The sequence below is a fragment of the Campylobacter sp. BCW_6464 genome (assembly GCF_001762775.1).
GTDB lineage: Bacteria > Campylobacterota > Campylobacteria > Campylobacterales > Campylobacteraceae > Campylobacter_D > Campylobacter_D jejuni.
Map to the genome: position 1 here is coordinate 16,266 of NZ_MJXM01000026.1, position 23,395 is coordinate 39,660.

General features: G+C 30.5%; 31 protein-coding genes and 4 tRNA genes. 11 read left to right on the plus strand and 24 right to left on the minus strand.

From position 1 onward, the window contains the following. Position 1 precedes the first annotated feature (1 nt). From rpsC to rsmA, 11 genes are all read right to left on the minus strand, one after another. Positions 2 to 703: a 30S ribosomal protein S3 gene (rpsC, locus tag AJ885_RS00855; RefSeq protein ID WP_002851138.1), complete on the minus strand. Its 702-nt coding sequence runs from the start codon at positions 701 to 703 to the stop codon at positions 2 to 4. After that, positions 703 to 1,128 carry a 50S ribosomal protein L22 gene (gene rplV, locus AJ885_RS00860; protein ID WP_004305840.1) on the minus strand — a complete coding sequence of 142 codons (426 nt, stop codon included), beginning with the start codon at positions 1,126 to 1,128 and terminating at the stop codon, positions 703 to 705. The genes rpsC and rplV overlap by 1 nt, the downstream gene beginning before the upstream one ends. Before the next feature lie 10 nt (positions 1,129 to 1,138). Beyond that, complete coding sequence (gene rpsS / locus AJ885_RS00865; RefSeq protein ID WP_002851509.1) at positions 1,139 to 1,420, minus strand: 30S ribosomal protein S19; 282 nt, start codon at positions 1,418 to 1,420, stop codon at positions 1,139 to 1,141. A 1-nt stretch (position 1,421) separates the two neighbouring features. Then, positions 1,422 to 2,252: a 50S ribosomal protein L2 gene (gene rplB, locus AJ885_RS00870; protein ID WP_002869292.1), complete on the minus strand. Its 831-nt coding sequence runs from the start codon at positions 2,250 to 2,252 to the stop codon at positions 1,422 to 1,424. Position 2,253: 1 nt separating this feature from the next. Next, a complete protein-coding gene (locus AJ885_RS00875; protein ID WP_002856384.1) occupies positions 2,254 to 2,535 on the minus strand; it encodes a 50S ribosomal protein L23 in 282 nt (93 codons plus the stop codon). 2 nt (positions 2,536 to 2,537) lie between these two features. Beyond that, positions 2,538 to 3,152 (minus strand): 50S ribosomal protein L4, encoded by a 615-nt coding sequence (gene rplD, locus AJ885_RS00880; RefSeq protein WP_002829330.1) that lies wholly within the window; start codon positions 3,150 to 3,152, stop codon positions 2,538 to 2,540. Beyond that, positions 3,149 to 3,724, minus strand: coding sequence for a 50S ribosomal protein L3 (rplC, locus tag AJ885_RS00885; RefSeq protein ID WP_070280583.1), 576 nt, complete (start codon positions 3,722 to 3,724; stop codon positions 3,149 to 3,151). Before rplC ends, rplD begins: the two co-directional genes overlap by 4 nt. Before the next feature lie 9 nt (positions 3,725 to 3,733). Then, positions 3,734 to 4,045: a 30S ribosomal protein S10 gene (gene rpsJ / locus AJ885_RS00890; protein ID WP_002779353.1), complete on the minus strand. Its 312-nt coding sequence runs from the start codon at positions 4,043 to 4,045 to the stop codon at positions 3,734 to 3,736. Positions 4,046 to 4,242: 197 nt separating this feature from the next. Next, complete coding sequence (locus AJ885_RS00895) at positions 4,243 to 5,004, minus strand: pseudouridine synthase (RefSeq protein ID WP_004305844.1); 762 nt, start codon at positions 5,002 to 5,004, stop codon at positions 4,243 to 4,245. Between the two features lie 35 nt (positions 5,005 to 5,039). After that, entirely contained in the window at positions 5,040 to 7,034 is a 1,995-nt protein-coding gene (locus AJ885_RS00900) for a ribonuclease J (protein WP_079860274.1), read from the minus strand. Next, positions 7,003 to 7,803, minus strand: coding sequence for a 16S rRNA (adenine(1518)-N(6)/adenine(1519)-N(6))-dimethyltransferase RsmA (gene rsmA / locus AJ885_RS00905; RefSeq protein ID WP_004305848.1), 801 nt, complete (start codon positions 7,801 to 7,803; stop codon positions 7,003 to 7,005). The genes AJ885_RS00900 and rsmA overlap by 32 nt, the downstream gene beginning before the upstream one ends. Positions 7,804 to 7,882: 79 nt before the next feature. On the opposite strand from rsmA, the gene AJ885_RS00910 reads away from it, so the two are divergent. From AJ885_RS00910 to AJ885_RS00920, 3 genes are read left to right on the plus strand one after another with little or no spacing between them, the layout of a single operon-like run. Further along, positions 7,883 to 8,419, plus strand: a complete 537-nt coding sequence (locus AJ885_RS00910) for a purine-nucleoside phosphorylase (RefSeq protein WP_004305850.1) — start codon at positions 7,883 to 7,885, stop codon at positions 8,417 to 8,419. A gap of 22 nt (positions 8,420 to 8,441) precedes the next feature. Then, complete coding sequence (rlmN, locus tag AJ885_RS00915; RefSeq protein WP_004305852.1) at positions 8,442 to 9,512, plus strand: 23S rRNA (adenine(2503)-C(2))-methyltransferase RlmN; 1,071 nt, start codon at positions 8,442 to 8,444, stop codon at positions 9,510 to 9,512. After that, positions 9,509 to 9,607 carry a hypothetical protein gene (locus AJ885_RS00920; RefSeq protein ID WP_002869298.1) on the plus strand — a complete coding sequence of 33 codons (99 nt, stop codon included), beginning with the start codon at positions 9,509 to 9,511 and terminating at the stop codon, positions 9,605 to 9,607. Before rlmN ends, AJ885_RS00920 begins: the two co-directional genes overlap by 4 nt. A gap of 13 nt (positions 9,608 to 9,620) precedes the next feature. Here AJ885_RS00920 and AJ885_RS00925 read toward each other — a convergent pair. Beyond that, positions 9,621 to 9,697 (minus strand) — tRNA-Met (locus AJ885_RS00925). A gap of 136 nt (positions 9,698 to 9,833) precedes the next feature. Between AJ885_RS00925 and AJ885_RS00930 the strand changes: the two genes are divergently transcribed. The 5 genes from AJ885_RS00930 to AJ885_RS00945 all read left to right on the plus strand — a co-directional run bounded on the left by AJ885_RS00930 (position 9,834) and on the right by AJ885_RS00945 (position 12,601). Then, positions 9,834 to 9,921 (plus strand) — tRNA-Ser (locus tag AJ885_RS00930). Positions 9,922 to 10,679: 758 nt separating this feature from the next. Further along, positions 10,680 to 10,973 carry a hypothetical protein gene (locus AJ885_RS10580; RefSeq protein WP_251988558.1) on the plus strand — a complete coding sequence of 98 codons (294 nt, stop codon included), beginning with the start codon at positions 10,680 to 10,682 and terminating at the stop codon, positions 10,971 to 10,973. A gap of 75 nt (positions 10,974 to 11,048) precedes the next feature. Next, positions 11,049 to 11,213, plus strand: coding sequence for a YopX family protein (locus AJ885_RS10035; protein ID WP_004305855.1), 165 nt, complete (start codon positions 11,049 to 11,051; stop codon positions 11,211 to 11,213). Positions 11,214 to 11,414: 201 nt separating this feature from the next. Then, a complete protein-coding gene (locus tag AJ885_RS00940; RefSeq protein WP_004305857.1) occupies positions 11,415 to 12,209 on the plus strand; it encodes a Fic family protein in 795 nt (264 codons plus the stop codon). A 62-nt stretch (positions 12,210 to 12,271) separates the two neighbouring features. Next, positions 12,272 to 12,601 (plus strand): hypothetical protein, encoded by a 330-nt coding sequence (locus AJ885_RS00945; protein ID WP_004305859.1) that lies wholly within the window; start codon positions 12,272 to 12,274, stop codon positions 12,599 to 12,601. Positions 12,602 to 12,696: 95 nt separating this feature from the next. On the opposite strand, the gene AJ885_RS10385 is transcribed toward AJ885_RS00945, so the two are convergent. The 8 genes from AJ885_RS10385 to AJ885_RS10585 form a co-directional block, all read right to left on the minus strand. Then, positions 12,697 to 12,900: a hypothetical protein gene (locus AJ885_RS10385; protein WP_140442065.1), complete on the minus strand. Its 204-nt coding sequence runs from the start codon at positions 12,898 to 12,900 to the stop codon at positions 12,697 to 12,699. Between the two features lie 129 nt (positions 12,901 to 13,029). Further along, positions 13,030 to 13,353 carry a hypothetical protein gene (locus tag AJ885_RS00950; RefSeq protein ID WP_004305863.1) on the minus strand — a complete coding sequence of 108 codons (324 nt, stop codon included), beginning with the start codon at positions 13,351 to 13,353 and terminating at the stop codon, positions 13,030 to 13,032. Positions 13,354 to 13,415: 62 nt separating this feature from the next. Beyond that, positions 13,416 to 13,646, minus strand: coding sequence for a hypothetical protein (locus tag AJ885_RS10390; protein ID WP_004305866.1), 231 nt, complete (start codon positions 13,644 to 13,646; stop codon positions 13,416 to 13,418). 118 nt (positions 13,647 to 13,764) lie between these two features. Next, positions 13,765 to 14,163 carry a hypothetical protein gene (locus AJ885_RS00955; RefSeq protein WP_172346024.1) on the minus strand — a complete coding sequence of 133 codons (399 nt, stop codon included), beginning with the start codon at positions 14,161 to 14,163 and terminating at the stop codon, positions 13,765 to 13,767. Then, positions 14,160 to 14,498, minus strand: a complete 339-nt coding sequence (locus AJ885_RS00960; protein ID WP_070274256.1) for a hypothetical protein — start codon at positions 14,496 to 14,498, stop codon at positions 14,160 to 14,162. Before AJ885_RS00960 ends, AJ885_RS00955 begins: the two co-directional genes overlap by 4 nt. Before the next feature lie 167 nt (positions 14,499 to 14,665). Further along, positions 14,666 to 17,017 carry a hypothetical protein gene (locus AJ885_RS00965; RefSeq protein WP_070280585.1) on the minus strand — a complete coding sequence of 784 codons (2,352 nt, stop codon included), beginning with the start codon at positions 17,015 to 17,017 and terminating at the stop codon, positions 14,666 to 14,668. Then, positions 17,014 to 17,541, minus strand: coding sequence for a topoisomerase DNA-binding C4 zinc finger domain-containing protein (locus AJ885_RS00970; protein WP_070248646.1), 528 nt, complete (start codon positions 17,539 to 17,541; stop codon positions 17,014 to 17,016). Before AJ885_RS00970 ends, AJ885_RS00965 begins: the two co-directional genes overlap by 4 nt. After that, positions 17,507 to 17,734 carry a DNA topoisomerase gene (locus AJ885_RS10585; protein ID WP_286086455.1) on the minus strand — a complete coding sequence of 76 codons (228 nt, stop codon included), beginning with the start codon at positions 17,732 to 17,734 and terminating at the stop codon, positions 17,507 to 17,509. The genes AJ885_RS00970 and AJ885_RS10585 overlap by 35 nt, the downstream gene beginning before the upstream one ends. Positions 17,735 to 17,870: 136 nt before the next feature. On the opposite strand from AJ885_RS10585, the gene AJ885_RS00975 reads away from it, so the two are divergent. The 3 genes from AJ885_RS00975 (at position 17,871) to AJ885_RS00985 (ending at position 18,583) form a co-directional block, all read left to right on the plus strand. After that, positions 17,871 to 17,946 (plus strand) — tRNA-Ala (locus AJ885_RS00975). Between the two features lie 3 nt (positions 17,947 to 17,949). Then, positions 17,950 to 18,025 (plus strand) — tRNA-Val (locus AJ885_RS00980). A 27-nt stretch (positions 18,026 to 18,052) separates the two neighbouring features. After that, a complete protein-coding gene (locus tag AJ885_RS00985) occupies positions 18,053 to 18,583 on the plus strand; it encodes a GNAT family N-acetyltransferase (protein WP_070209952.1) in 531 nt (176 codons plus the stop codon). On the opposite strand, the gene leuD is transcribed toward AJ885_RS00985, so the two are convergent. The 4 genes from leuD to leuA are packed head-to-tail and all read right to left on the minus strand — an operon-like array spanning position 18,563 to position 23,174. Continuing rightward, positions 18,563 to 19,165, minus strand: a complete 603-nt coding sequence (gene leuD, locus AJ885_RS00990; RefSeq protein ID WP_070209953.1) for a 3-isopropylmalate dehydratase small subunit — start codon at positions 19,163 to 19,165, stop codon at positions 18,563 to 18,565. The genes AJ885_RS00985 and leuD overlap by 21 nt on opposite strands. 1 nt (position 19,166) lies before the next feature. Further along, complete coding sequence (leuC, locus tag AJ885_RS00995; protein WP_072238641.1) at positions 19,167 to 20,579, minus strand: 3-isopropylmalate dehydratase large subunit; 1,413 nt, start codon at positions 20,577 to 20,579, stop codon at positions 19,167 to 19,169. After that, positions 20,566 to 21,642 carry a 3-isopropylmalate dehydrogenase gene (gene leuB / locus AJ885_RS01000; protein ID WP_070248648.1) on the minus strand — a complete coding sequence of 359 codons (1,077 nt, stop codon included), beginning with the start codon at positions 21,640 to 21,642 and terminating at the stop codon, positions 20,566 to 20,568. The genes leuC and leuB overlap by 14 nt, the downstream gene beginning before the upstream one ends. Next, on the minus strand, positions 21,639 to 23,174 hold the full coding sequence (leuA, locus tag AJ885_RS01005) for a 2-isopropylmalate synthase (RefSeq protein ID WP_070243343.1): 1,536 nt from the start codon (positions 23,172 to 23,174) through the stop codon (positions 21,639 to 21,641). Before leuA ends, leuB begins: the two co-directional genes overlap by 4 nt. Positions 23,175 to 23,395: the final 221 nt, after the last annotated feature.

The following is a 23,395-nucleotide window of genomic DNA, read 5'->3' on the forward strand; positions in this document are numbered from 1 at the left end:
ATTATTTACCCCTTCTTGTGCGTCTTGGCTTTTTAGCTGGAGCACTTTCTTCAGTTTTTTCAGGTTGCATACCTTTGTGTAATACCTCACCTTTAAAGATCCATACTTTAACCCCTATGTTTCCATAAGTAGTTCTAGCTTCTGCAAAACCATAATCGATTTTTGCTCTTAAAGTATGAAGTGGAACGCGTCCTTCAAGATACCATTCTGTTCTTGCCATTTCAGCACCGCCTAAACGACCAGAAACTGAAACTTTAATCCCTTTAGCGCCTGCTTTTTGCGCGCCTTGAATTACTTTTTTCATTGCTCTTCTAAAAGCAATTCTTTTTTCAAGTTGAGTTGCAACACTTTCAGCAGCAAGTTGAGCTGAAGCTCCTGCTTTTCTTTCTTCTTTGATATTGATATTTACATCTTTACCGATTAAATCTTGCAATTCTTTTCTTAAATTATCAACATCACTACCTTTTTTACCGATGATGATACCTGGTCTTGCAGCAACTACAGTAACGCGAAGTTTTTTAGCAGTTCTTTCTACTAAAATTTGGCTAATTCCTGCGTAATAAAGTTTTCTTTTTAAGAAAGCTCTGATTTTGTAATCTTCACCGATATTTTCTACTAAATTTGCTTTAGTTGGAAACCATCTTGATTCCCAGTTTCTATTGATTCCTAGTCTTAGACCAATTGGATTAACTTTTTGTCCCATTAGCTTTCCTTTTTCGCTGTTGCTTTTTTAGTGCTTGTTGTTTTTTTAGCTGGAGCTTTTGTTGTAGTAGTTTTTTTAGCTACTGCTTTTTTCTCTTCAGCTTTCACTTCTGCTTTTGCCACTTCTACTAAAATATGTGAAGTTGGTTTTCTAATACGACTTGCACTTCCTCTAGCTCTTGGTCTAAATCTTTTCAACACCGCAGCTGCATCCACGCGACAACTTTTTACAACCACTTCGTTTGCTTCAAAGCCACCATTTGCTACTGCACTTGAAATTGCGTTTGCGATATATTTTGCACCTTTATTTGGCATAAATTTTAAACTAGCCATAGCTAATTCTGCATTCATCCCCTGAACTTCCCTAGCAATCAATCTTGCTTTAGTTGGAGATAATCTTATGAATTTAATTAATGCTTTACTCATATCTTATCCCTTACTTACCAATTTTCTTTTGCACAGAGCCTTTATGCCCTTTAAATGTGCGTGTTGGAGCAAATTCACCAAGCTTATAACCGATATGATTTTCAGTAATATAAACTGGAATAAAGCTTTTACCATTATGAACATTAAATGTAAGTCCTATCATATCAGGAGTAATTGTGCTTCTTCTTGACCAAGTTTTAATTGGTTTATTATCATTAGCCTTTTTAGCAGCGATGACTTTTTTCATTACATGATCATCAACAAAAGGACCTTTTTTTAGTGATCTAGCCATCTTACTTTCCTTTTCTTCTTGAAATTATTAGCTTATCGCTAGCTTTTTTACGACGAGTTTTCGCACCTTTGGTTGGTTTACCCCATGGAGTTACTGGATGACGGCCTGAATTTTTCTTACCTTCACCCCCACCGTGCGGGTGATCTACTGGGTTCATAGCAGAACCACGAGTTTGTGGACGGATACCTCTATGGCGATTTCTACCTGCTTTACCGATAGTTACATTAGCCCATTCTTCGTTACCTACTTCGCCGATACTTGCCATACATTCAGCTAAAACTTGTCTCATTTCGCCGCTTGCAAGTCTTAAAATAACATATTTTTCTTCTTTACCCATAAGTTGTGCGTAAGCACCCGCAGAACGAATCATTTGACCGCCTTTACCTGGCTTTAACTCAACATTATGAACAATAGTACCCACAGGAATGTTTTTAAGTTTCATTGCGTTACCTGGTTTAATATCAAGTCCGCTTTCAGCAGCTGCAACAATATCGCCAACGCTTAATCCACGTGGTTGAAGAATATATCTTTTTTCCCCATCTTTATAAGCAATCAAAGCAATTCTACAATTTCTATATGGATCATACTCGATTGCTTCTACTTTGCCTTCTATACCAAATTTACGGCGTTTAAAATCAATAATTCTGTAAAGTTTTTTAGCACCCGCTTCTTTATGACGACTTGTAATTCTTCCATAGCTATTACGACCTGCGTGCACTGGAAGTTTAACAAGTAGTGAGCGCACACTTGGTTTAGCTGTAATATCTTCAGAACTTAAACCTGTGATATATCTTCTACTTGGAGTATATGGTTTATAAGTTTTAATTGCCATCTTAAGCCTCCGTATTTTCTAAGCTAACACCTTCAGGTAGCTTAACATAGAATTTTTTGTAATCGTTTCTTTGACCTAAACGACCTCTAAAACGCTTAACTTTTCCATCCATTCTTAATGAATTGATGCTTTTTGGAGTTACACCAAAATACTCTTTTAAAACCGCTTTTAAGCCTGTTTTAGTCATCTTTGGTGAAGTTTGAATAACTACGACACCTTGCTCTTGCAAATTCAAACTTTTTTCTGTGTAAAGTATAGTCTTTATATCAGTAATATCTGCCATAATTATCCCTCTTTTGTAATAGATTCTAACGCTGATTTTTCTATGATAACAGCATTAAATACAGATACTAAATAAGCATTTACTTCAGTTACATCAACTACATAGCAATTTGCTAAATTTCTGTAAGCTAAAAGTGTTTTTTCATCTAGTAAATCTTTAACGATTAAAGCATCTTTGACGCCAAGTTTTTTAATCACAGCGTTTGCATCTTTTGTTTTACCACTTTCAATAGCCAAAGAATCAGCAGTAAATAACACACCTTTAGCTGCTTTATCTGCTAAAGCTCTTTCAAGCGCCAATCTTTTTTGTTTTTTATTTACTTTTTGGAAGTAGTTTCTTTCATTTGTTGGACCAAAAGCAACCGCACCGCCTACCCAAACGTTAGTTCTTGTTGAACCCGCTCTAGCACCGCCACGACCTTTTTGTCTCCAAGGTTTTTTACCACCACCGCTTACATCACTTCTACCTTTAGTATGAGCTGTATTTGCTCTTAAACTTGCAAGGTAAGATTTTACATATAAGTAAAGATTGTGTGGATTTACTTCCGCATATTTTGAAGGTAAATCAAGTTCACCTGCTTTTTCTAATTTATCATTTAAAACAACTACTTTACTCATTTTGCAATCCTTATTTTACCCATAGCATCATTATAACCTGGTACTGCACCCTTAACTACTAAAATTTTGTTTTCAGCATCATAAGATACAACTTCGTTTTTAACGGTTACTTTAGTATTTCCATAGTGTCCTGCCATTTTCATACCTGGTTGAACACGACCTGGCCATTCTCTATTACCAATAGATCCGTGGCGTCTATGAAATCTCGAACCGTGACTTGCTGGACCCCCTGCAAAGTTATGTCTTTTCATAACACCGCTATAACCTCTACCTTTGGTGTTAAAGCTTACTTTTAAAATTTTTGCTTCATTTAATGGAGTTTCATCTAAATCTCCTGCTTCAGTATTTGCTACTTCTAAAGTCGCAAATCTATTGTATTCTGCAGAAAGATTATACTTTTTTTGTTGTCCTGCGACACATTTATTACTTGCTTTACCTTTTGGATATGCTACTAAAGCCTTTCCGCCTTTAACCTCACATACTTTTGCATTTACAACTCTTAGTAAAGTTACAGCGATACTTGGATTAGTAATTGTTCTGCTCATTCCGATTTTTTCTACAATATATTCCATATCTTATCCTTACTTACCCATAGCTCTTACTTCAACGCTTACTTCTGGCGCTAAATCAAGCTTAGTTAAAGAATCAACTGTATCTGGAGTCGCTGCTACTATATCTAGCATACGCGCGTGAATTCTTATCTCAAACTGCTCACGAGAATCTTTGTTAATGTGTGGAGATTTTAAAACTGTATAGCGTTTGATTTTAGTAGGCATTGGTATCGGACCTCTGATATCCGCACCTGTTCTTTTAACAGCTTCTACGATTGCTGCAACTGTTCTGTCTAGTACTCGATGGTCATAAGCTTTTAGCTTAAGCCTAATTCTTTCCATAATATTTCCTTTAAAAAGAACTCGTTAGTTAAAAACTAACCAATTTATAAAAATTGAAATGAGAGTATATAAAATCTTGTTTTCAAAGTCAAGGAATTTGATGAAATTTTTCTATTATTTTCCTTTTAAAAAGGATAATAATAGAATTTTTAGAATTTAAAAATTATCATTATTTTTTAAATTTTTGTATATAATGATCAATATCTTATTTCATTAAATTTTAAAAAATCTCTTAATTTTTCATATTCGCCATTTTCCAAATAGCGATATTTTCCCGCTTTTAACATACCAAGATCTAAAGCCCCAAAAGCAACACGCTTAAGATCCATAACCTCAAGATCAAAATGCCCAAAAAAGCGTCTAAGCTCTCTATTTTTACCTTCATTTATAACCACTCTAAGCTTGGTATAACCTCCACTTGATCCAAAAATTTCAAAGTCTATAAAAGGAGCAAAACTCATAGAGGTGATTTTGGTTTTTACATGTGCGCCTTTTTTTTCATTTTTAATCTCAAATCCATTTTGCATTGCCTCGATGACTTGTTTGCTCACCATACCTTTAACTTTAAGATAGTATTCTCTTTCTAAATCACTATGCATTAAAGCATCAGCAATCACAGGAGAATCTGTAAGCAAAAGTAAGCCTTCACTTGCATAATCCAGCCTACCTACGCTAAGCCAAGTGCTAAATTGTCTTGGCAAGGTATCGTATATGGTTTTTCTTCCACGATCGTCTTTTTTACTGACAATTTCACCTTTTTGTTTATGGTAGATTATCACGCTAAATTGTGTTCTTTTTTGCACTCTTTTACCTTTAACAAAGACTTTATCATCAAATTTAACCTCATCGCTTAAAAGGGCAATTTTGTTGTTTATTTTTATTAAGCCTTGTTTGATAAGCTCATCAGCTTCACGACGTGAATAGCAGGTATTATGGGATATAAATTTATTAATTCTCATTTGATCTTCCTTAAAAAGGGCGTTTTTGCCCTTTTTTACATTACAAAAATAGTTGGAACTATGGTTGGGTATTTTTTAATCTTTCTAAAGATGTGTTTTCTTAAAACTTGGCGGATTTGATTTTCTAAAAATCTTGGATCATTGAGTACTTCATCTTTAACATTGATGAAAAACTGTCCTAAAACTTCAGCCATATCTTTGCTAAAAGCATGATCGTGTTTGTCAGCTACTAGCCCATAGCTAAATACTCTTGGCTTGTTGATCAGTGTTTTTGTAGCTTTGTCAATTTGTGCGATAATAACTACTATACCACTATCTGCAAGTTTTTGGCGATCTATAACTACATCATCGGCGATTTGTTTGTTGATTTGATTATCTACAAAAACTTTACCTGTTTTTACGGTTTTTATGCGTTTGACATATTTTTGACAAAGTTCTACTTGATCGCCATCACTCATAAGATAAATATTTCTTTCAGGGATACCGCACTTCATTGCTGTTTCTTTGTGTTTGGTGATATGGTTGTATTCCCCATGAACCGGTAAGAAAAATTTAGGTTTAGTAAGAGTTAGCATAAGTTTTTGCTCTTCTATACTAGCGTGTCCGCTTACATGAATTTCGCTAAATTCTTGATACGCTACTTTAGCTCCTGCTTTTAAAAGATAATCAAGCACAGCAGAAACACTTGCTTCATTTCCTGGTATAGCTTTAGCTGAAATGATCACTTGATCTGTAGGTTTGATTTTTATAAATTTATGCTCATCTGTTGCCATTCTATAAAGCGCACTCATGGTTTCGCCTTGACTTCCTGTGGTTACGATAAGCACTTCATTGTCTTTGTATTTGCTTACTTCATCAGCATCGATGAAAATTTTTTTATCAAGTTTGATGTAGCCTAATTCCATAGTGGTATAAAGATTTCTTTCCATAGAGCGACCGATAACGCAAACTTTTCTACCGTATTTTAAACCATAAGCGATGGCCTGATAAACGCGGTGGATATTAGAACTAAAAGTACTCATGATCACCCTGCCTTTGGTGCGTGCAAAAATTTGATCAAAAGTTGGTCCTACAGAGCTTTCACTTTTTGTATAACCTTCTTTATAGGAATTTGTACTATCACTTAAAAGACATAAAACCCCTTCTTCTCCATAATGTGCCAAACGCCCTAAGTCTGTTGGATAGCCATCAATTGGAGTTTGATCGATTTTAAAATCACCTGTGTGGATAATAGTTCCTGCTTTTGTCTTGATCGCAAGTGCTGAAGCATCAATGATAGAATGCGTGATATGGATCCACTCTATATCAAATTCACCTATTTCATAAACTTTGCGTTTTTCTACAGGGCGAAACCATTTGCGTTCTGCTTTTAAGCCATGTTCTTCAAATTTGTTTGAAATCATTCCTAAAGCCAAAGGCGTAGCGTAGATAGGAAATTGAAATTCTTTAAAGAAATAAGGCACCGCACCGATATGATCTTCGTGTGCATGGGTGATCACTATACCACGAATTTTATCTTTAATTTTTCTTACATAATCAAAATCAGGGATGATAATATCTACCCCATGCATAGTCCCATCTGGAAAACTCATACCTATATCTACTATAATTGCGTCTTTATTGGTTTCAAAAACACTGATATTTCCACCAATTTCCCCTAAGCCCCCTAAAGGAGTGATGCGGATTTTATGTTCGCTAGAATTATTATATTTTAAAGGGTGCAAGCGGTTTTCATGTGAAACACGGTTGGCTTCTATACATTCTGCAAGAGCGATTTGCCAATCTTCATTGCCTGTGAGTTTTGAAGGAAGATTACGATTTTTCTTCTTTTTTTTCTCAGTTTTATTTTCTGAGTTTTCAGAATTTTCCTTGTTGGAATTTTGATCGATTTTTGGAGTATCATTTTCATTTTGCAAAGAATCAACTAATTTTTTTCTACGATTTTTATATTTATAGCGTTTATTGTTTTTTGAATTTGAGTTCGGATTTTGTTCGTTTTTATTTATCTCTTTGTTTTCGTCCATATTCATCCTTTAATTTGTCATAAATTTTAAGGTATGAATCAACGCAAATTTCATGTGGTCTGATGTTTTCTTTTAAGCCAAGAGTGCTTAAAACTTCTAAAACTTTTGCTTTATATGTTTTTAAATTTCCTAAGAGTTGTTTTCTAGGAGCTTTAAAACAGTCTTTTAGAAAATTTTTGAAATTTTCTATTTCACAAAGTTCATCAAAATCCTTAGTTTTAATCAAACTCATCACCGCTGACACAACTTTTGGCGGCGGATTAAAACATTGTGGATCAACATCAAAAAGCATTTTTCTTTCGCAAATCATTGCACTTAAAACACCTAAGGAAGAAAACTCACTATTTCCTTCTTTAGCGCAGAATTTTTCAGCCATTTCTTTTTGCACCATTACAATAAGCCCTAGACAATTTTTATCTTCTAAAGCTTTTAATATAATGTGACTTGCAACATAATAAGGCAAATTTGCAACCAAAAAATATGGTTTTTCATCAAGACTAGGATTAAAAGCTTCGCTTGCGTCTTGATGGATCAAGTTAAATTTTCCACATTCAAGTTCTTTTTGAAATTTCTTTTTTAAAATAGGTATGAGATCATTATCGATTTCATAAGCTTTTACTTGAGAAATTTTTAAAAGTTCTTGCGTTAAATCACCTAAGCCAGGCCCAATCTCAATGATATTGTTCATCTCTTTGGGTATGGCTTGGATGATTTTTGCTAATACGCTTTTATCGATTAAAAAATTTTGTCCGTATTGTTTTTTTGCTTTAACCATAAGAAATAATTTTATCTAAAAATTCTTAATTAAGTCTTTTTAGGTAGAATTATTTTTATAAAATTTCATAAGGATCAAAATGATTGTTTGTGCGGGTGGAAATGAAAATTTTTCTTTTGCAAAAGCTATAGGTATAGGTTTGGTTGAATCAGCTTTTCATTTGGGTCAACTTTGCTTAAAAGAAAAACCATCAAAACTCATATTTATAGGAACTTGTGGGCTTTATGATAAGGGGGAAATTTTAGAAATTTATAGAAGTTCATGTGCTTTTAATGTAGAATTTTCTAAAATTTCACATGCTTTTTATACTCCTGCAAAATATGAAATTTGCTTAGAAAAAGAAAATGTTTCTCGTGAAACAATCAAAATCAATTCTTCAAATTATATTTGTCAAAATTCAAAAGCAGCAAAAGAATTTTCGAAATTAGGTTTTTTTGCAGAAAATATGGAAGCCTTTTCTGTTTTAAGCGTAGCTCAAAATTTAGATATTGATGCAGAGTGTATTTTGTGTGCGACAAATTTTTGCAATGAAAATGCTCACGAAGATTTTATAAAAAATCATCAAAAGGCGAAAGAAAAATTAGAAGAATACTTAAAAAAATATCACTATATTTAAAAATTCAAAAAGGAAAATAATTTTGAAAGAGCTTGTTAATATTTTAGATTTTTTACCCGAAGAATTAGGAGAAAAAATCAAACCGATGTTTCGCGTGAAACAAATTTATCAATGGATTTATCAAAAATACGCCAATAATTTTTCCGATATGTCAAGTTTATCAAAAGATCTACGTTTAGAACTTGCGCAAAATTTTCATTTCTCTCCTGTAAAATGTGTTAAAAATGAGCAAAGTAAAGATGGAAGTATAAAATATCTTTTTGAACTCGTTGATGGTTTAAGGGTAGAAAGTGTGCTTTTGCCTATGAAAGAAGAAAAAATAGACACAGAAGGCAAAAGAATTTCTCATGCAAGATACACTATCTGTGTTTCTTCTCAAGTGGGTTGTAAAAGTGGATGTAGTTTTTGTCTTACTGCCAAGGGTGGTTTGAAAAGAAATTTAAGCGCAGGGGAGATAGTCGGACAAATTTTATGGATCAAAAAACAAAATAATATCCCTTATGAACGCCGTGTAAATATAGTATATATGGGTATGGGCGAGCCTTTGGATAATCTTAAAAATGTTTCTAAAGCGGTAAAAATTTTAGCACAAAATGAGGGGCTTGCCATAAGTCCCCGCCGTCAAACCATCAGCACTAGTGGTTTAGCAAAACAAATCAAAGAATTAGGTCAAATGAACTTAGGTGTTTTACTTGCTATATCATTGCATGCGGTTAATGATGAGCTTCGAACCGAACTTATGCCTATCAATAAAGCTTATAATATCGCTGCGATTATGGATGCGGTGCGTGAATTTCCTATAGATCAAAGAAAAAGGGTAATGTTTGAATATCTTTTAATTGATGGTATCAATGATAAGCTTGAACACGCTAAAGAATTAGTCAAGCTTTTAAATGGCATTAAAGCCAAAGTGAATTTAATACTCTTTAATCCACATGAAGGAAGCTTATATAAACGCCCTAGTTTAGAAAATGCGATTAAATTTCAAGATTTACTCAGCAATAAAGGTGTAACTTGTACTATAAGAGAAAGTAAAGGGCTTGATATCTCAGCTGCTTGCGGACAGCTTAAAGAAAGGGCGAAAGAACAATGACAATGCTAGATATTTTTGAAATCGTTTTTATAACAGCTGTTGTGATTATAGGTTTTGGCGGAATTGTTTTTGTAGTAACAAAAGAAAAAAAATAATTCTTACACTTAATGGTGTCAAGGGGGAGACTTGAACTCCCGACCTCCGGCTTATGAGACCAGCGCTCTAACCAGCTGAGCTACCCTGACTAAAAATAAAAATATAATTATACTACTTTTTACTAAAAATTTTCTGATTTTTTTAAAAAATAATTTTATTTTCAATATTTACAAAATTTCTTTATTTTTAAAGCTTTTATTAGATATAATAAAAGCTTTATTTCATAGACAGGTGTCCGAGCGGTTGAAGGAGCACGCCTGGAACGCGTGTAAAGTGCAAGCTTTCGAGGGTTCGAATCCCTTCCTGTCTGCCATTCTTATTTTTAATATTTAAAAATTATTGTTCTGTCAAAAGTTATTTTATTGTTTACAAATTCTTAAATTTTTGATAAAATATTAAAAATTTTATTTATTAGGTTTTTTATAATGCTACAATCAAGACTTTTGATGAATTTAAAAGAAATAGGAATATCTTTTATACCAAAATATTTTTTCAAATAAATTTAGATAAAATTTTTAATGATATTTTAAAATACAATATTAAAGACTTAGAAGAAATACAAACTCGAGTTAAATATTATAATCAAATAAATGAATTTTTTACACCTACAGCAAAGGAAAAAATAGGAAAATTTCCTTTTAAAGACACCTCTTATGCTTTTGATGCTTATGAAATCAGTAAATACTTTAAAGATGAATTTTTATGGAATAAAGAATTTGGCGATGTAAGACATACTTTTAAAGAAGCAACTATTTGCAAATCAAGATCTTTGGAAAATAATATAAATAATATTTTATTAAAACTTGATAAAAATAGGCATTTTTGCTTTTTAAAAGATAACATAAACTATGAAAATAAAAAGGATATAGCAATATTTAGAGGAGCAGTATATTAAAAACATCGAAAAGAATTTTTTGATTCTTATTTTGATAGAACTTTTTGCGATATAGGAGATACTTCAAAACAACCTAGCCAATGGAAAAAAACTTTTTAAACAAAAAAGAACAAATGAAATATAAATTTATAATTTCTTTAGAGGGTGGCGATGTAGCAAGCAACTTAAAATAGGCTATGAATTCTAATTCTTTAGTTTTAGCTCCAAAAATAACTTGCGAAACTTGGTTTATGGAAGGAACTTTAAAACCAAATTATCACTTTGCTTTGATTGATAATGAGAATTTGTCAGCAGTAATTGAATATTTTAAAAGTCGCCCAAAAGATGCATTGGAAATTATTAATAATGCTCATCAATATATTAAGAAATTTTTAGATAAGAAAAAAGAATTCCATATAGGAATTTTGGTTTTGACTAAATATTTTTATTATTCTAGACAACTTGAACTTAACAAAAAAGAGATATTTTAGAATTAATCAAATAATTTTTCATAAAATAAATCTTTTTATACATTTATCACAGCTTATCATTTTTGGCAAAAATATATGGGTATTGTTAAATTTGGGAAAAATGGTTTTGTGCTTACATCGAATATAGATGAAGATGCGGAACAAGGTGGAGAAATAACTTATTATGAAAAATATTATTATAATTTTGAAATCGTAGGCAATATCTATGAAAACAAGGAGTTATTAGAAGTTAAGGAGTGAAAATTTTATAATATAATACTATATAATATAATATTGATTATCTTTGGAATAAAAGGAGAAAAAATGAATAACAAAAGAAAAGTTAGGGAATTTCTGTCTTATATGGAGAAATATCTGTTTTTTGTATTGGGATGGTTAAATTAATAGAAAAATTGATAAAATAAAAAAATATTCTATCATTATAAAAAATAGGAAAAGAAAATGAATTTAAAAGATGTTCTAAAGGAAATTGATATTCTAAAAGATTTTTTGAAAGAACACAAACTAGCTTTTGAAACTAAAAAATCACTAGAAGAAGATTTTAAATTAAGATATACAAATGATTCTAATGCAATCGAAGGAAATACACTTACCTTATTTGAAACAAAAGCAGTGCTTGAAGGTATGACTATTGCAGGAAAAAGTGTAAAAGAACACTTAGAAACCATAAACCATTCACATGCTATTGATTTTATGTTAGAACTTGCAAATGCTAATACAATTTTAAATGAATTTGATATTAAATCTTTACATCAAATTATTTTACAAACAATTGATATAAAGAATGCTGGAGTATATAGAAAGGCTAATGTAGTGATTAGCGGTGCAAAACATATTCCACCTGATTATTTGAGTATTGATTTTGAAATGAAAAACTTTTTAAATTGGTATGAGAATGAAGCACAAAATTTACACCCTATTATTAGAGCTTCAAGAATACATATTGACTTTGTTAGAATACACCCATTTATTGATGGTAATGGAAGAATGTCAAGGCTTTTAATGAATTATGAGCTTGTTAAAAATAATTATCCACCTATCAATATTAAGTATTCTTCAAAAGAAGAATACTTTCAAGCTTTGGAAGAAGCTTGTTATTATAAAAACTTTGAAAAATTTGACACAATAGTAATAAAAGAAGTTAAAAATGAACTAGAAAAAAGAAAACATTTCGCTCTAAAAAATGAAAAAAATGAATATCAAGAAAATTTAAAAGATAAAATAAGAAGGAACTAAAATGAAAAAAGAAAAAAGTTTGCATTTAATTATTTTTGGATTATCTTTAATTTTTATAGGTTGTGGAGAACCTAAAACTTAAAGAATATACTTATAATTCAGAGCAAGGAAGTAAAGAAGGATATGAATTTGCACTTAAAAAAATTGATGAAGAGTATAAAACACGTGGAAAGTATTCTTTAATTGATTTAAACGAAATAAAAAATATTAAAACACTTAAAGAAAGAGATTATAATTTTCTTTTAAATTCACAAAAAGAATCTAAAAAAGAAATTGAAAATGGAAGATATCAATATGCTGATATAATGATTATAAATTATAATGATCATTATAGTATACTTAGCGTTGAGTGCAATTTGCGAAGGAAATTTTGTGATATTTCTAATAATTAAAATGTTTTTATGGGTTGAGTTGTGTTAATGCCTAACTCTTCAGCTTTTTTATCTAGTGTTTCTTTGAGTTTAGCATTTTTCGAAAAAACTTTTAATCACTTTCGATTAAAAGTTTCCATATCTTTCATAATAAGATGATAAATATATGTATTTAAAGGAAAACCTAAACTGTCAGCTCTCTCTTGAAGGTATTCTTTCGTCTTATCGCTAATTCTTAATTGTATAAGATTGCTCCCCTTACTTTCTTTCTCTTCTACCATTTTCTTTTTATCCTTTTCTATATCTTTTTTCTTTTGCATTTGGATTTGTAATCATAATATCAAGATGATTTTTTCTACTTCCTATAATCAGTTCCTAAAAATTTTTAAAACATTTCTCTATGCTACAAAATCATAATAATCTGTTTTTTTCATTTTAAATCCTTGTATTTAAATAAATTTAAATAAATTTAATTTTTCAAGTTCTTCTTCTATAAATTTTTCATTTATTTTTATATAATTTGCTTTTTCTAATCCATAATAAAGCATTTTTTCATCATAATCATTGCCTCCAAAACCATCTGTTACAATTTTAAATCTATCTACCCATACATTTTCTTTATCTTTTTGGAAATATATGTTAATCATTCCTTTTCTTTTTTTATCAATTATTCTTATGAAATATTCTTTTGTTGTTGAAACTAACAAATTTTCAAATTGTTTGTCATCAATGATAAGATTTTTATATAACTCATTTAAAAAACAAATAAGCACAAGGTAACTTCCTTTTTTTATTGAATGCTTCCTATCTTTATCAAATAATTTTAATTTATCTTTTATATTTTTTTAAATTCATTGTTTCTAAATACATTATCAAAAAATATTTCCATTTCAGCATTTTTTAAATTATGGAAATGCTTTAAATTTACAAACTTTGTATTTTCATTTCTTGCTAGGGTTAAAATTGCAAAAAATTTATCCATATAATTTTTTGCAATATCATCAATATCATTTTGTAAGGAATGAAAAAAATACTGATTATTTTCTTGTATATTCTCTAATAGCATTTTAACTCCTTTTTTCTTGCTAACTAAAATTTTTTATGCAAAAGTTTATACTCATCTTCAATTGATTTACTGCAAAGAATGGTGGTTATATATTTTAATTCTTTAACTTTTAGTTCTTTTAGAAACATAAAAATTGTTTTGGGCTTAAATTTTCATTATTGCCTAATTGAAAATAAGGAATTATTTTTATATTATGCTTTTTAAAAAAATCGGGGATTATAAAATCCCAATTTTTAAAATCAATCTTGATAGTTTGTTCTGCTAATTCTTTGAAAAATGGGGTTTCCATAAATAATTTCACAACTTCCATATTGTTTTCCACTTTTGGATTATTAAGAAATTCATCAAAATATTCTTTTCCTACCCACACTCTAAGCGACATTTCAAAATAATCATCGCTATCATATTCCTTTTCATTTTTATAACCAAATATAACTCTTATTACATCGTTTTCTATAAACTCTTTATAATAGTCTTTCTTGTCCATCATTGCAAGTTCCATCATTAAATTGCTCATTTTCTTCTCCTTTGAAATTTATATTCTTTATTGGAATTTTCTTCTTTTATATTATTTTTGTTAAAATTAATAATGTGATTTACTACTTTTTCAATATCTTTTAAGCATAAATCTTCATCTAACTGAGTATTTATCCTACTTTTATTCCAAGAATGATTTTGATCAAAAAATATGATTTTAGTAACATTCTCGTCTTTTTCAAATAAATCAGTGTCAAATTTTTCTAAATAAATAGGGGCTATACAAACTTCATTTTTCAACTTATTAAAATCTAATTTTTGTTCGTGTTTTAAGCCAATATAGCCACAAAGCCATTGTCCTTTGTCATTTTGCATTAATAAATCCTTATCTTTTAATTCTTTTAGATTAGGATATTCAACTTTCAAAATAGTGTATGGAATGTCATTGATTTGTCCTTCTTTTCTTTCAAGTTCTATATATTTTTTTTCATTTTATTTTCCATTTTATTCCTTTGTATATATTTGGTTTAGTTGAGATTTCTTTAAACAATATTTGCTCTCTTGTTTAAAGTGTTTTCCATACCTTGAGAAATCATTTCACTTTGTTTTCCATCAATACCTACTAATGATAAAGCCCATGAAGGCCCTTTAATAATTAAATTCCACATAATTACCGCTGAAGCAATTTTTGCAAATATGGTTAATAAGCCTGTGATTGCACCTATAATAAAGTTAGTGTGAAAATTATATACGCTAGTTTTAATTCCTGTAAATTGTTCTACAGAAACAAATAAGAAAAATTCGTCTACTAAAACATTTATAAATAATGATAAATATATAAAGAGAATAATTAATACTGGTTTTAAAAATATAGCCATACCATTAATTAAGAATTCAATAATTTTATCCATTCTTTTAGTTGCTAAGGAGAAAGCTACAACGAATGGTGAAATATAAAAATATTTTATCAAAGAAACTAAATAAGATACAAATATTATAATAGAAGCTGTAGTGCAAACCAATAATGGTATTTTTTGAAAAGTCCATTCTATTAACATTATAGCTATAGCATATCCTGTAATTGTTGAGGCAACTGTTCCTGTTATGTATCCAACGATAGCTCCACCTACTGTTCCTATGATTGGCACAGTAGAAGCTGCTACTGCTTGAATTACAGCCATGAATTTTCCAGTATTTTCCATTACAAAATCTTTTATAGTTGAAGCTCCTGGTAACATCATCCATACTAATTTACCTGCTATCCATCCTAAAGAGCTATCTGTAATATCATCTTTACTAATTTCAATATCTCCTTTATTTATATTTTCTTTAGTGTTTTGAATATTTTTTTTAGTTGCTTTAATCATCCTTTCTTTTTGTTCATCTTCATCAACTTGCTCTTCTTTAAACATAGTTACTTCTGCTAAAATTGCACTACTTGGCGTAAATAAAGAATTTATCCATCCAAGTTGCATTTCTCTTACTGCAAAATAAGCATCAAGATTTTTCATTTCATTGATTTTTTGAGTGTTATCTCTTAATTTATCAATTTTTTCCATTTGAGAATTTATTTTAGTTATTTCATTTCTTGCTTTTAAAATATCAGCTTCTAAAGCTATACAAGCTTCCAAGGAAATATCGCCATTTTTTCCTGCCATATCATTACTATCTTCAGCTAAAAATCGTTTTATTTTTTCTTTATCTTCATCTGTTAAAGAAGTGATATAGCTTTCTCTAATGGCAGATAGTTGGTTTTTATATCTTAAAGAACAAGTTTTTTTATAAATTTCATCTCCTTGACTTATAAGAAACTCATTTTCTTTCTTTTTTTCTAATAAGGCTTTAATACCTTGAATATTTACTCCACCTATACTTTTATAAATTTTATCCATATAGGTTTTTCCACCAATTGCACTAGCCATATCTGCAATATCTGTTGATTTTAATGCAAAATATCTAATGACGTTTTGCATAATTGTTGAGTGAGCTAAACCATTTCCTTCAGGTATAGGCATAAAAAATATTCCCATCATAATCATTGGAATATAAAATTTATGTAAAAATTTTTGTTTTCCTTCATTTTCGCCCCTATTTTCTAAGTAAGCTTGAATTTTTTCTGCACTAATTGAAGTAAGAAAAAATCCGCCAACTAAAACAAGAATTAGAATTTGTAAATGTTGATAAATTTTTTCATTGGTTAAAAATAGATTTGAAAAATATGCCATATTGTTTTTATTAAAACCATCTACAGCTGAAGCTTCTTGCAAACTTATACTTGAAGTAGAAAATCCTTTATTTTGATTTAAAACAGAATTTGGAGCTATCAAAAAATCCATAAAACTTTGATTTTTTTGTATAGTTTTAATGCTAAAATTATCTATACCATCTTTTAAGGTTAATTCTCCTAAATTATAAGTTTTTTCTCTATCAATAATATTTGGATTTAAAGTTGCTAAAGCAACTAAATATTTTGCAAAATTAATTTTAGTATCGCTTGGCGTCCATTTAATTATACTTTCTAAATTAATTTTTCTATCTATATTTTCATAATTTTTTAATTCAGTATCAAGTCCTGTATACACTTGTTTAGCACAAGATAAATTAGTTTTTGAAGCATTAAATTTTAAATCTAAATCAAAATTTTCATTTTTATAAACTCTACAAAAAGTTGTCCCATTTTTAAAATCAAATCCTATGATTTGAGTTCCATATCCGCTATTAACCTTTCTACACTCCCAACTACATTCATTTTTAGAATCTATGTCATCATCACTATTAGGAAATATTTTTTGCATTTCTTCTTTAGTAGTTTCAGAAACAACTCCTTGCCCATTATTTGTTCCTTCTGCAAATAAGAAATTAAACAGCAATAAAAATAAAATTATTTTTTTCATTTGTATTTAACCTTTTGCTTATAATTGTTTTGAAAATTATTTTTAGCATTTAAATTAGGTTCGCCATTTAATTCAGGACACATAAATTTACAACCATTTTTCCATTCAGAACAACCATACCAAAATTTGTTTTTTTCATTTTTACTTTCTCTTTTTATTAAGTCTCCTTGATTACATTGAGGACATTTAAAAGATGTATTTAAATTAGTGCTTTTATTTTCTAATTCAGGTTTTCCATTAACAGATTTTGCCTTAAAATCACAACCATTAGAATATTCAGAACAAGAAAAGAATTTTCCAAATTTTCCATTTATTTCTCTTAAAAAACCTTTTTGACATTTAGGACAAGTTATTTTTTCTTTTTCTTCATTAGAAGCAATTTTTTTGTTTAAACTCTTTTCATTATCAATTATTTTTAAAATAAAATCATTAATTGAATTTAAAAAATCGCTTCTTTTTAGTTTTCCTTCTTGTATCTCTTTTTGAGATTCAAACCATAAAGCTGTCATGTCTGGATTTGTCAATATAGGATCTAAATTTTTGGATTAAATTAATTCCAAGTTCTGTAGCATTAACAACTTGCTTTTTATCCTTTGAAACTACAATATAGCCTCTGTTTATTAAAGTTTCTATGTGATTACTTCTTGTTGCTGGAGTTCCTATTCCGCCATTTTCGCCTTTTTTATCTTTATCTTTTTCTATTAAAAGTTTTTTAATTTTTTCATCTTTAACATATTTAGAAACTTGATTTAAATCTTTTAATAAAGTAGTATATTACATCATAAATTAAAAATTTGATTTTAGTTTTCAGCCAAAAACAAGTAATATTGCGATAAAATCTCAGACTTATAAAGGGGCATTAGCTCAGCTGGGAGAGCACAACGCTGGCAGCGTTGGGGTCAGCGGTTCGAACCCGCTATGCTCCACCATATGGTTCCGTAGCTCAGCTGGGAGAGCACTACCTTGACATGGTAGTGGCCGTTGGTTCAAGTCCAATCGGAGCCACCATCACCCTTCCTTATACAAAGGATTATCATGCAAAACACTATCATACAAAAAGCCGTCCATAAAAATTTAAATTCTATACTTGAAATCACAAAAGATGCTTTAAATGCTATGAAAGCTATGAATTTTCACCAATGGGATGAGAATTATCCCAATGAAATAGTTTTTCAAGAAGATATACAAGCACAAGAACTTTATGTGTTTAAAGAAAATGATGAAATTTTAGGCTTTATCTGTATCAATGAAAAATTTGAACCTGAATTTTATAAACAAGTTATTTTTAACAAAAATTATGATGATAAAGCTTTTTATCTACACCGTTTAGCCGTCAAACAAAAAGCAAAGGGCAAAGGCGTAGCACAAAAACTTTTAAATTTTTGCGAAAATTTTGCCTTGGAAAATCACAAGGCAAGTTTAAGAGCAGATACTCATAGTAAAAATTTTCCTATGAATTCGCTTTTTAAAAAGCTTGATTTTAATTTTTGTGGAAACTTTGACATACCTAATTACCAAGATCCTTTTTTAGCTTATGAAAAAATTCTAAACCAAAAAGCTTTTTGAGTTTTTTTCATAGACTTTGATTTGTGCTTCATGTTTTAAAGTCAAAGCTATATTATCAAGTCCTTCCAAAAGACAAATTCTGTGAAAATCATCTAAATCAAAAGAAAAAATCTTATCTTTAAAAAATACTCTTTTTTCCAACAAAGAAATTTCTATATTTTTATCTTGGGATTTTTTTAACTCATCAACTATTTCCAAAACCTCATCTTTAGCAAGTTCTATGGTAAGTAAACCATTTCCTAAGGCATTGTTTTTAAAAATATCTGCAAAAGAAGGTGCGATAATAGCTCTAATACCATAATCAACCAAAGCCCAAGGCGCATGCTCTCTTGAAGAGCCACTACCAAAATTTTCAAAACTCACCAAAATAGAGCTATTTTGATATTCTTTTTTGTTAAGATTAAAATCCATATTTAAAACACTTTCTTTATCATCTAAATAACGCAAATCATGGAACAAATGCTTACCAAAACCTTGCTTAGACACTGCAAGTAAAAATTGTTTAGGTATAATTTGATCTGTATCTATGTTAGCATATTCTAAAGGACAAGCTATACCTTTATGTATAATAAATTTTTGCATATTAAACTCCTAAATACTTTCTATTATCACAAATAACACCTTCTATGGCACAAGCTGCCGCACTTGCAGGACTCATCAAATGAGTGATAGAACCTTTACCTTGTCTGCCTACAAAGTTACGATTTGAAGTTGAAGCAACTCTTTGACCTGAATTTGCTTTGTCATCATTCATACCAAGACACATAGAACACCCTGCATATCTCCACTCACACCCTGCCTCGATAAAAATCTTATCAAGTCCTAAATTTTCAGCTTCTTTTCTTACTTGCATTGAACCAGGCACGATTAAAGCTTTAACATTTTTATGAATTTTGCGCCCTTTTAAGATATCAGCGGCTATTTTAAGATCTTCTAAACGCCCATTTGTGCAAGATCCTATAAATACAATGTCGATTTTTACCCCTTCTATAACTTGATCTTGCTCTAAATTTACATAAGATAAAGCATCAAGCAAAGATTTTTGCTCACTTTGATTTTTAAAATCGCTTATTTTTGGAATTTTTTCATCTATACCAATCACTTGCGAAGGATTTGTTCCATAGCTAATTTGTGGTTGTATCTTGCTTACATCTAGAGTAATACTCTCATCATATTTTGCTCCTTCATCGCTTCTTAAACTCTTCCAATACTCACAATACTTTTGAAATTCTTCTCCTTTAGGTGCAAATTCCTTTCCCTTAATATACTCAAAAGTGATCTCATCAGGAGCTATCATACCTACTTTAGCTCCAAATTCTATAGCCATATTACAAAGAGTCATTCTAGCTTCCATACTTAAATTTCTTATAAGTTCTCCACAAAATTCTATAGCATAGCCTGTGCCTTTTGCCGTGCCATATTGTGCGATCAAATACAAAATCAAATCCTTAGCATAAACGCCTTTTTGAAACTGCCCTTTACATTCGATTTTCATAGTTTTAAGTTTGGCTTGTTTTAAAGTTTGCGTTGCCATGACATGCTCTACTTCACTCGTGCCTATACCAAAGGCTAAAGCTCCAAAAGCCCCATGTGTTGCCGTATGAGAATCCCCACAAACTAAAGTAACCCCAGGTAAAGTAAAGCCAAGCTCAGGACCTACTATATGAACTATGCCTTGATTTTTATCTCCAAGTCCTAAAAGCCTTACTCCAAATTCCTTAGTATTTTGCATCAAAGTTGTAATTTGCTCTTTTGCCATATCAGAACAAGCATTTAAATCCATACTTTTAGTTGAAACATCATGATCTATAGTAGCCAAAGTTAAATCCGATCTTGCCATTCTACGCTTAGCCATTTTAAGCCCTGAAAATGCTTGAGGGCTTGTTACTTCATGGATTAAATGTCTATCGATATAAAGTATAGGAAGTTCGTTTTTGCCTTCATAAACCACATGAGCATCAAAGACTTTCTCGTATAAAGTTTTAGCCATTGTCATTCTCCTTTAAAATTTCTAAAATACAATCCCCCATTTCATCGGTATTTAAATACGACTTAGCATTTAAATCCTTAGTCATTTTTCCTTGTGCCAATGCCAAAGATATAGCATTTTCTATATCCTGTGCGGCTTGTTCTTCTTTGAAACTATACTTTAACATCAAAGCCGCACTTAAAATTTGAGCTATGGGATTGGCTATATTTAAATGAGCTATATCAGGCGCACTTCCACCTGCTGGCTCATAAAGTCCAAAACCTTTATCGTTTAAACTTGCTGAACTTAACAAACCCAAAGATCCATTAATGGCAGCTAACTCATCACTCAAAATATCACCGAAAAGATTTGAACAAAGCATAACATCAAAAATGCTAGGATTTTTTACAATCTGCATCGCAGCATTATCCACATACATGTACTCTAAGTTTATATCTTGATAATCTTTTGCAACATTTGTCACCACTTCTCGCCACAAAATAGAACTTGCTAAAACATTCGCCTTGTCGATTAAATGGACTTTTTTCTTTCTTATTCTTGCACTTTCAAAAGCGATATGAGCTATCCTTTCTATCTCTTTTTTAGTGTAAATTTCAGTATCATAAGCACTTTCTTTACCTAAATCTTGCTTACCAAAATAAATTCCACCTGTAAGCTCTCTAACACATAAAATATCCACTCCTTTTTGGATAATCTCATTTTTTAAAGGTGAAGCATGAGTTAAACTTTCATAAATTTTACAAGGACGCAAATTTGCAAACAAATTAAAATGCTTTCTTAAAGGTAAAAGCGAGGCTCTTTCAGGTCTTTGATCTATGGGTAAATTATCCCACTTAGGCCCACCCACAGAACCAAATAAAATCGCATCACTTTGCTCACAAAGCTTTAAAGTTTCATCACTTAAAGCCACTCCATAAGCATCTATACTTGCACCACCTATTTTAGCTTCATTAAATTCAAAACTAAAATTGTATTTTTGTGCGATAAAAGTTAAAATTTTTAAAGCCTCTTTCATCACCAAAGGCCCTATGCCATCTCCTGCTAAAACAGCTACTTTATAAGTTTTCATGCCATTTTCCTTTCTTCTACTTTTAAAGAGCGATAAATCGCATTATAAGCACTCACAAAAGCTTGTGCTGAAGCTTCTATAACATCTGTTGAAAGTCCTTTTCCATGGAATTTTCTCCCTTTAAATTCCAAATCCACATCCACTTGTCCTTGAGCATCTACTCCTGAATTTTTTGCATTGATACTATAAGCTTTTAGCACAGGCTTTAAATTCGTTATCCTAGCAATGCAGTTAAAAACTGCTTCAACAGGACCATTTCCTGTGCAAGCTTCAGTTTTTAGCTCTTCTTTGATACGCATACAAACACAAGCGGTTGGGATATTGCCACTAATCACGCTTAATTTTTCAAGTATAAATTCATTTTCTTCTTCATTCTCATAGCTTAAAAACATCAACGCTTCTAAATCATAATCATACACTTGACCCTTTTTATCCGCAAGGCGTAAAAAACGCTCATAAACATCATCTAAATTATAAGTATTTTCATCATAGCCTAAATTTTCAAGGCAAGTTTTTATCATAGCTCTTCCGCTTCTTGCTGTCATTAGCATACGATTTTCATGAATTCCTATGGCACTAGGGCTTATGATCTCGTAAGTTTGCCTATTTTTAAGCACTCCATCTTGATGAATACCTGAACTATGAGAAAACGCATTGCTACCCACTATAGCTTTATGCGAAGGTATGCTTTCATTAGTGATAGCTGAAACTAATTTTGAAGTTTTAGAGATATTTTCACATTTAATATCAGTATAAAAACCTTTTAAATAATCTTTCCTAGTTTTTATCGCCATAACCACTTCTTCTAAAGCACAATTGCCCGCCCTTTCACCAAGTCCATTTATAGTGCACTCTATCTGTCTTGCACCTTGCAAAATAGCACTTAAGCTATTACCCGTTGCCATACCTAAGTCATTGTGACAATGCACAGAAATGATAGCTTTGTCTATATTTGGCACTTTGTTAAATAAAATTTTGATGATATTAGCAAATTCACTTGGCAAGGTATAGCCCACAGTATCTGGGATATTTATAGTTTTAGCACCTGCTTTTATCGCATTTTCCACCATAAAACAAAGATTATCTATAGGAGTTCTTCCTGCATCTTCGCATGAAAATTCTACATCATCAGTATAAGATCTTGCTCTTATAATCGCTCTTTTTGCCATAGACAAAATTTCATCAAAATCTTTTTTTAATTTATCTTGTATATGCAAAGTTGAAGTGGCTATAAAAGTATGAATTCTAAAATGCTTTGCCACTTTTAAAGCTTCATAAGCCATATCTATATCTTTATCCAATGCCCTAGAAAGTGCACAAATGGTTGAGTTTTTAACCTTAGAAGCGATCTTTTGTACCGCTTTAAAATCCCCTTGTGAAGATACCGGAAAACCTGCTTCTATAACATCTACGCCTAAATTTTCAAGCGCTAAAGCGATTTGTAATTTTTGATTGATACCTAAAGAACTGCCTAAAGCTTGTTCTCCATCACGCAAAGTGGTATCAAAGATTATGATTTTATTATCTTTCATGATTTAATCCTTTAAAACGAAACAGACTAAATGAATTAAAAATTCAAAAACTTAACAACAATGATAAAAAATTAAAAATGTAAAAAATGATTAAAAATAAAATTGAGTTTTAGAGTGAGAGTTGCAGTAGCAGATTAAAAGTATTGTCTTTACTTTTTTGTTGGACTGAATTTGAAATTTCAAAAATTTGTTTCATCTTTTCCTCCTTTGTTTCAAATTAA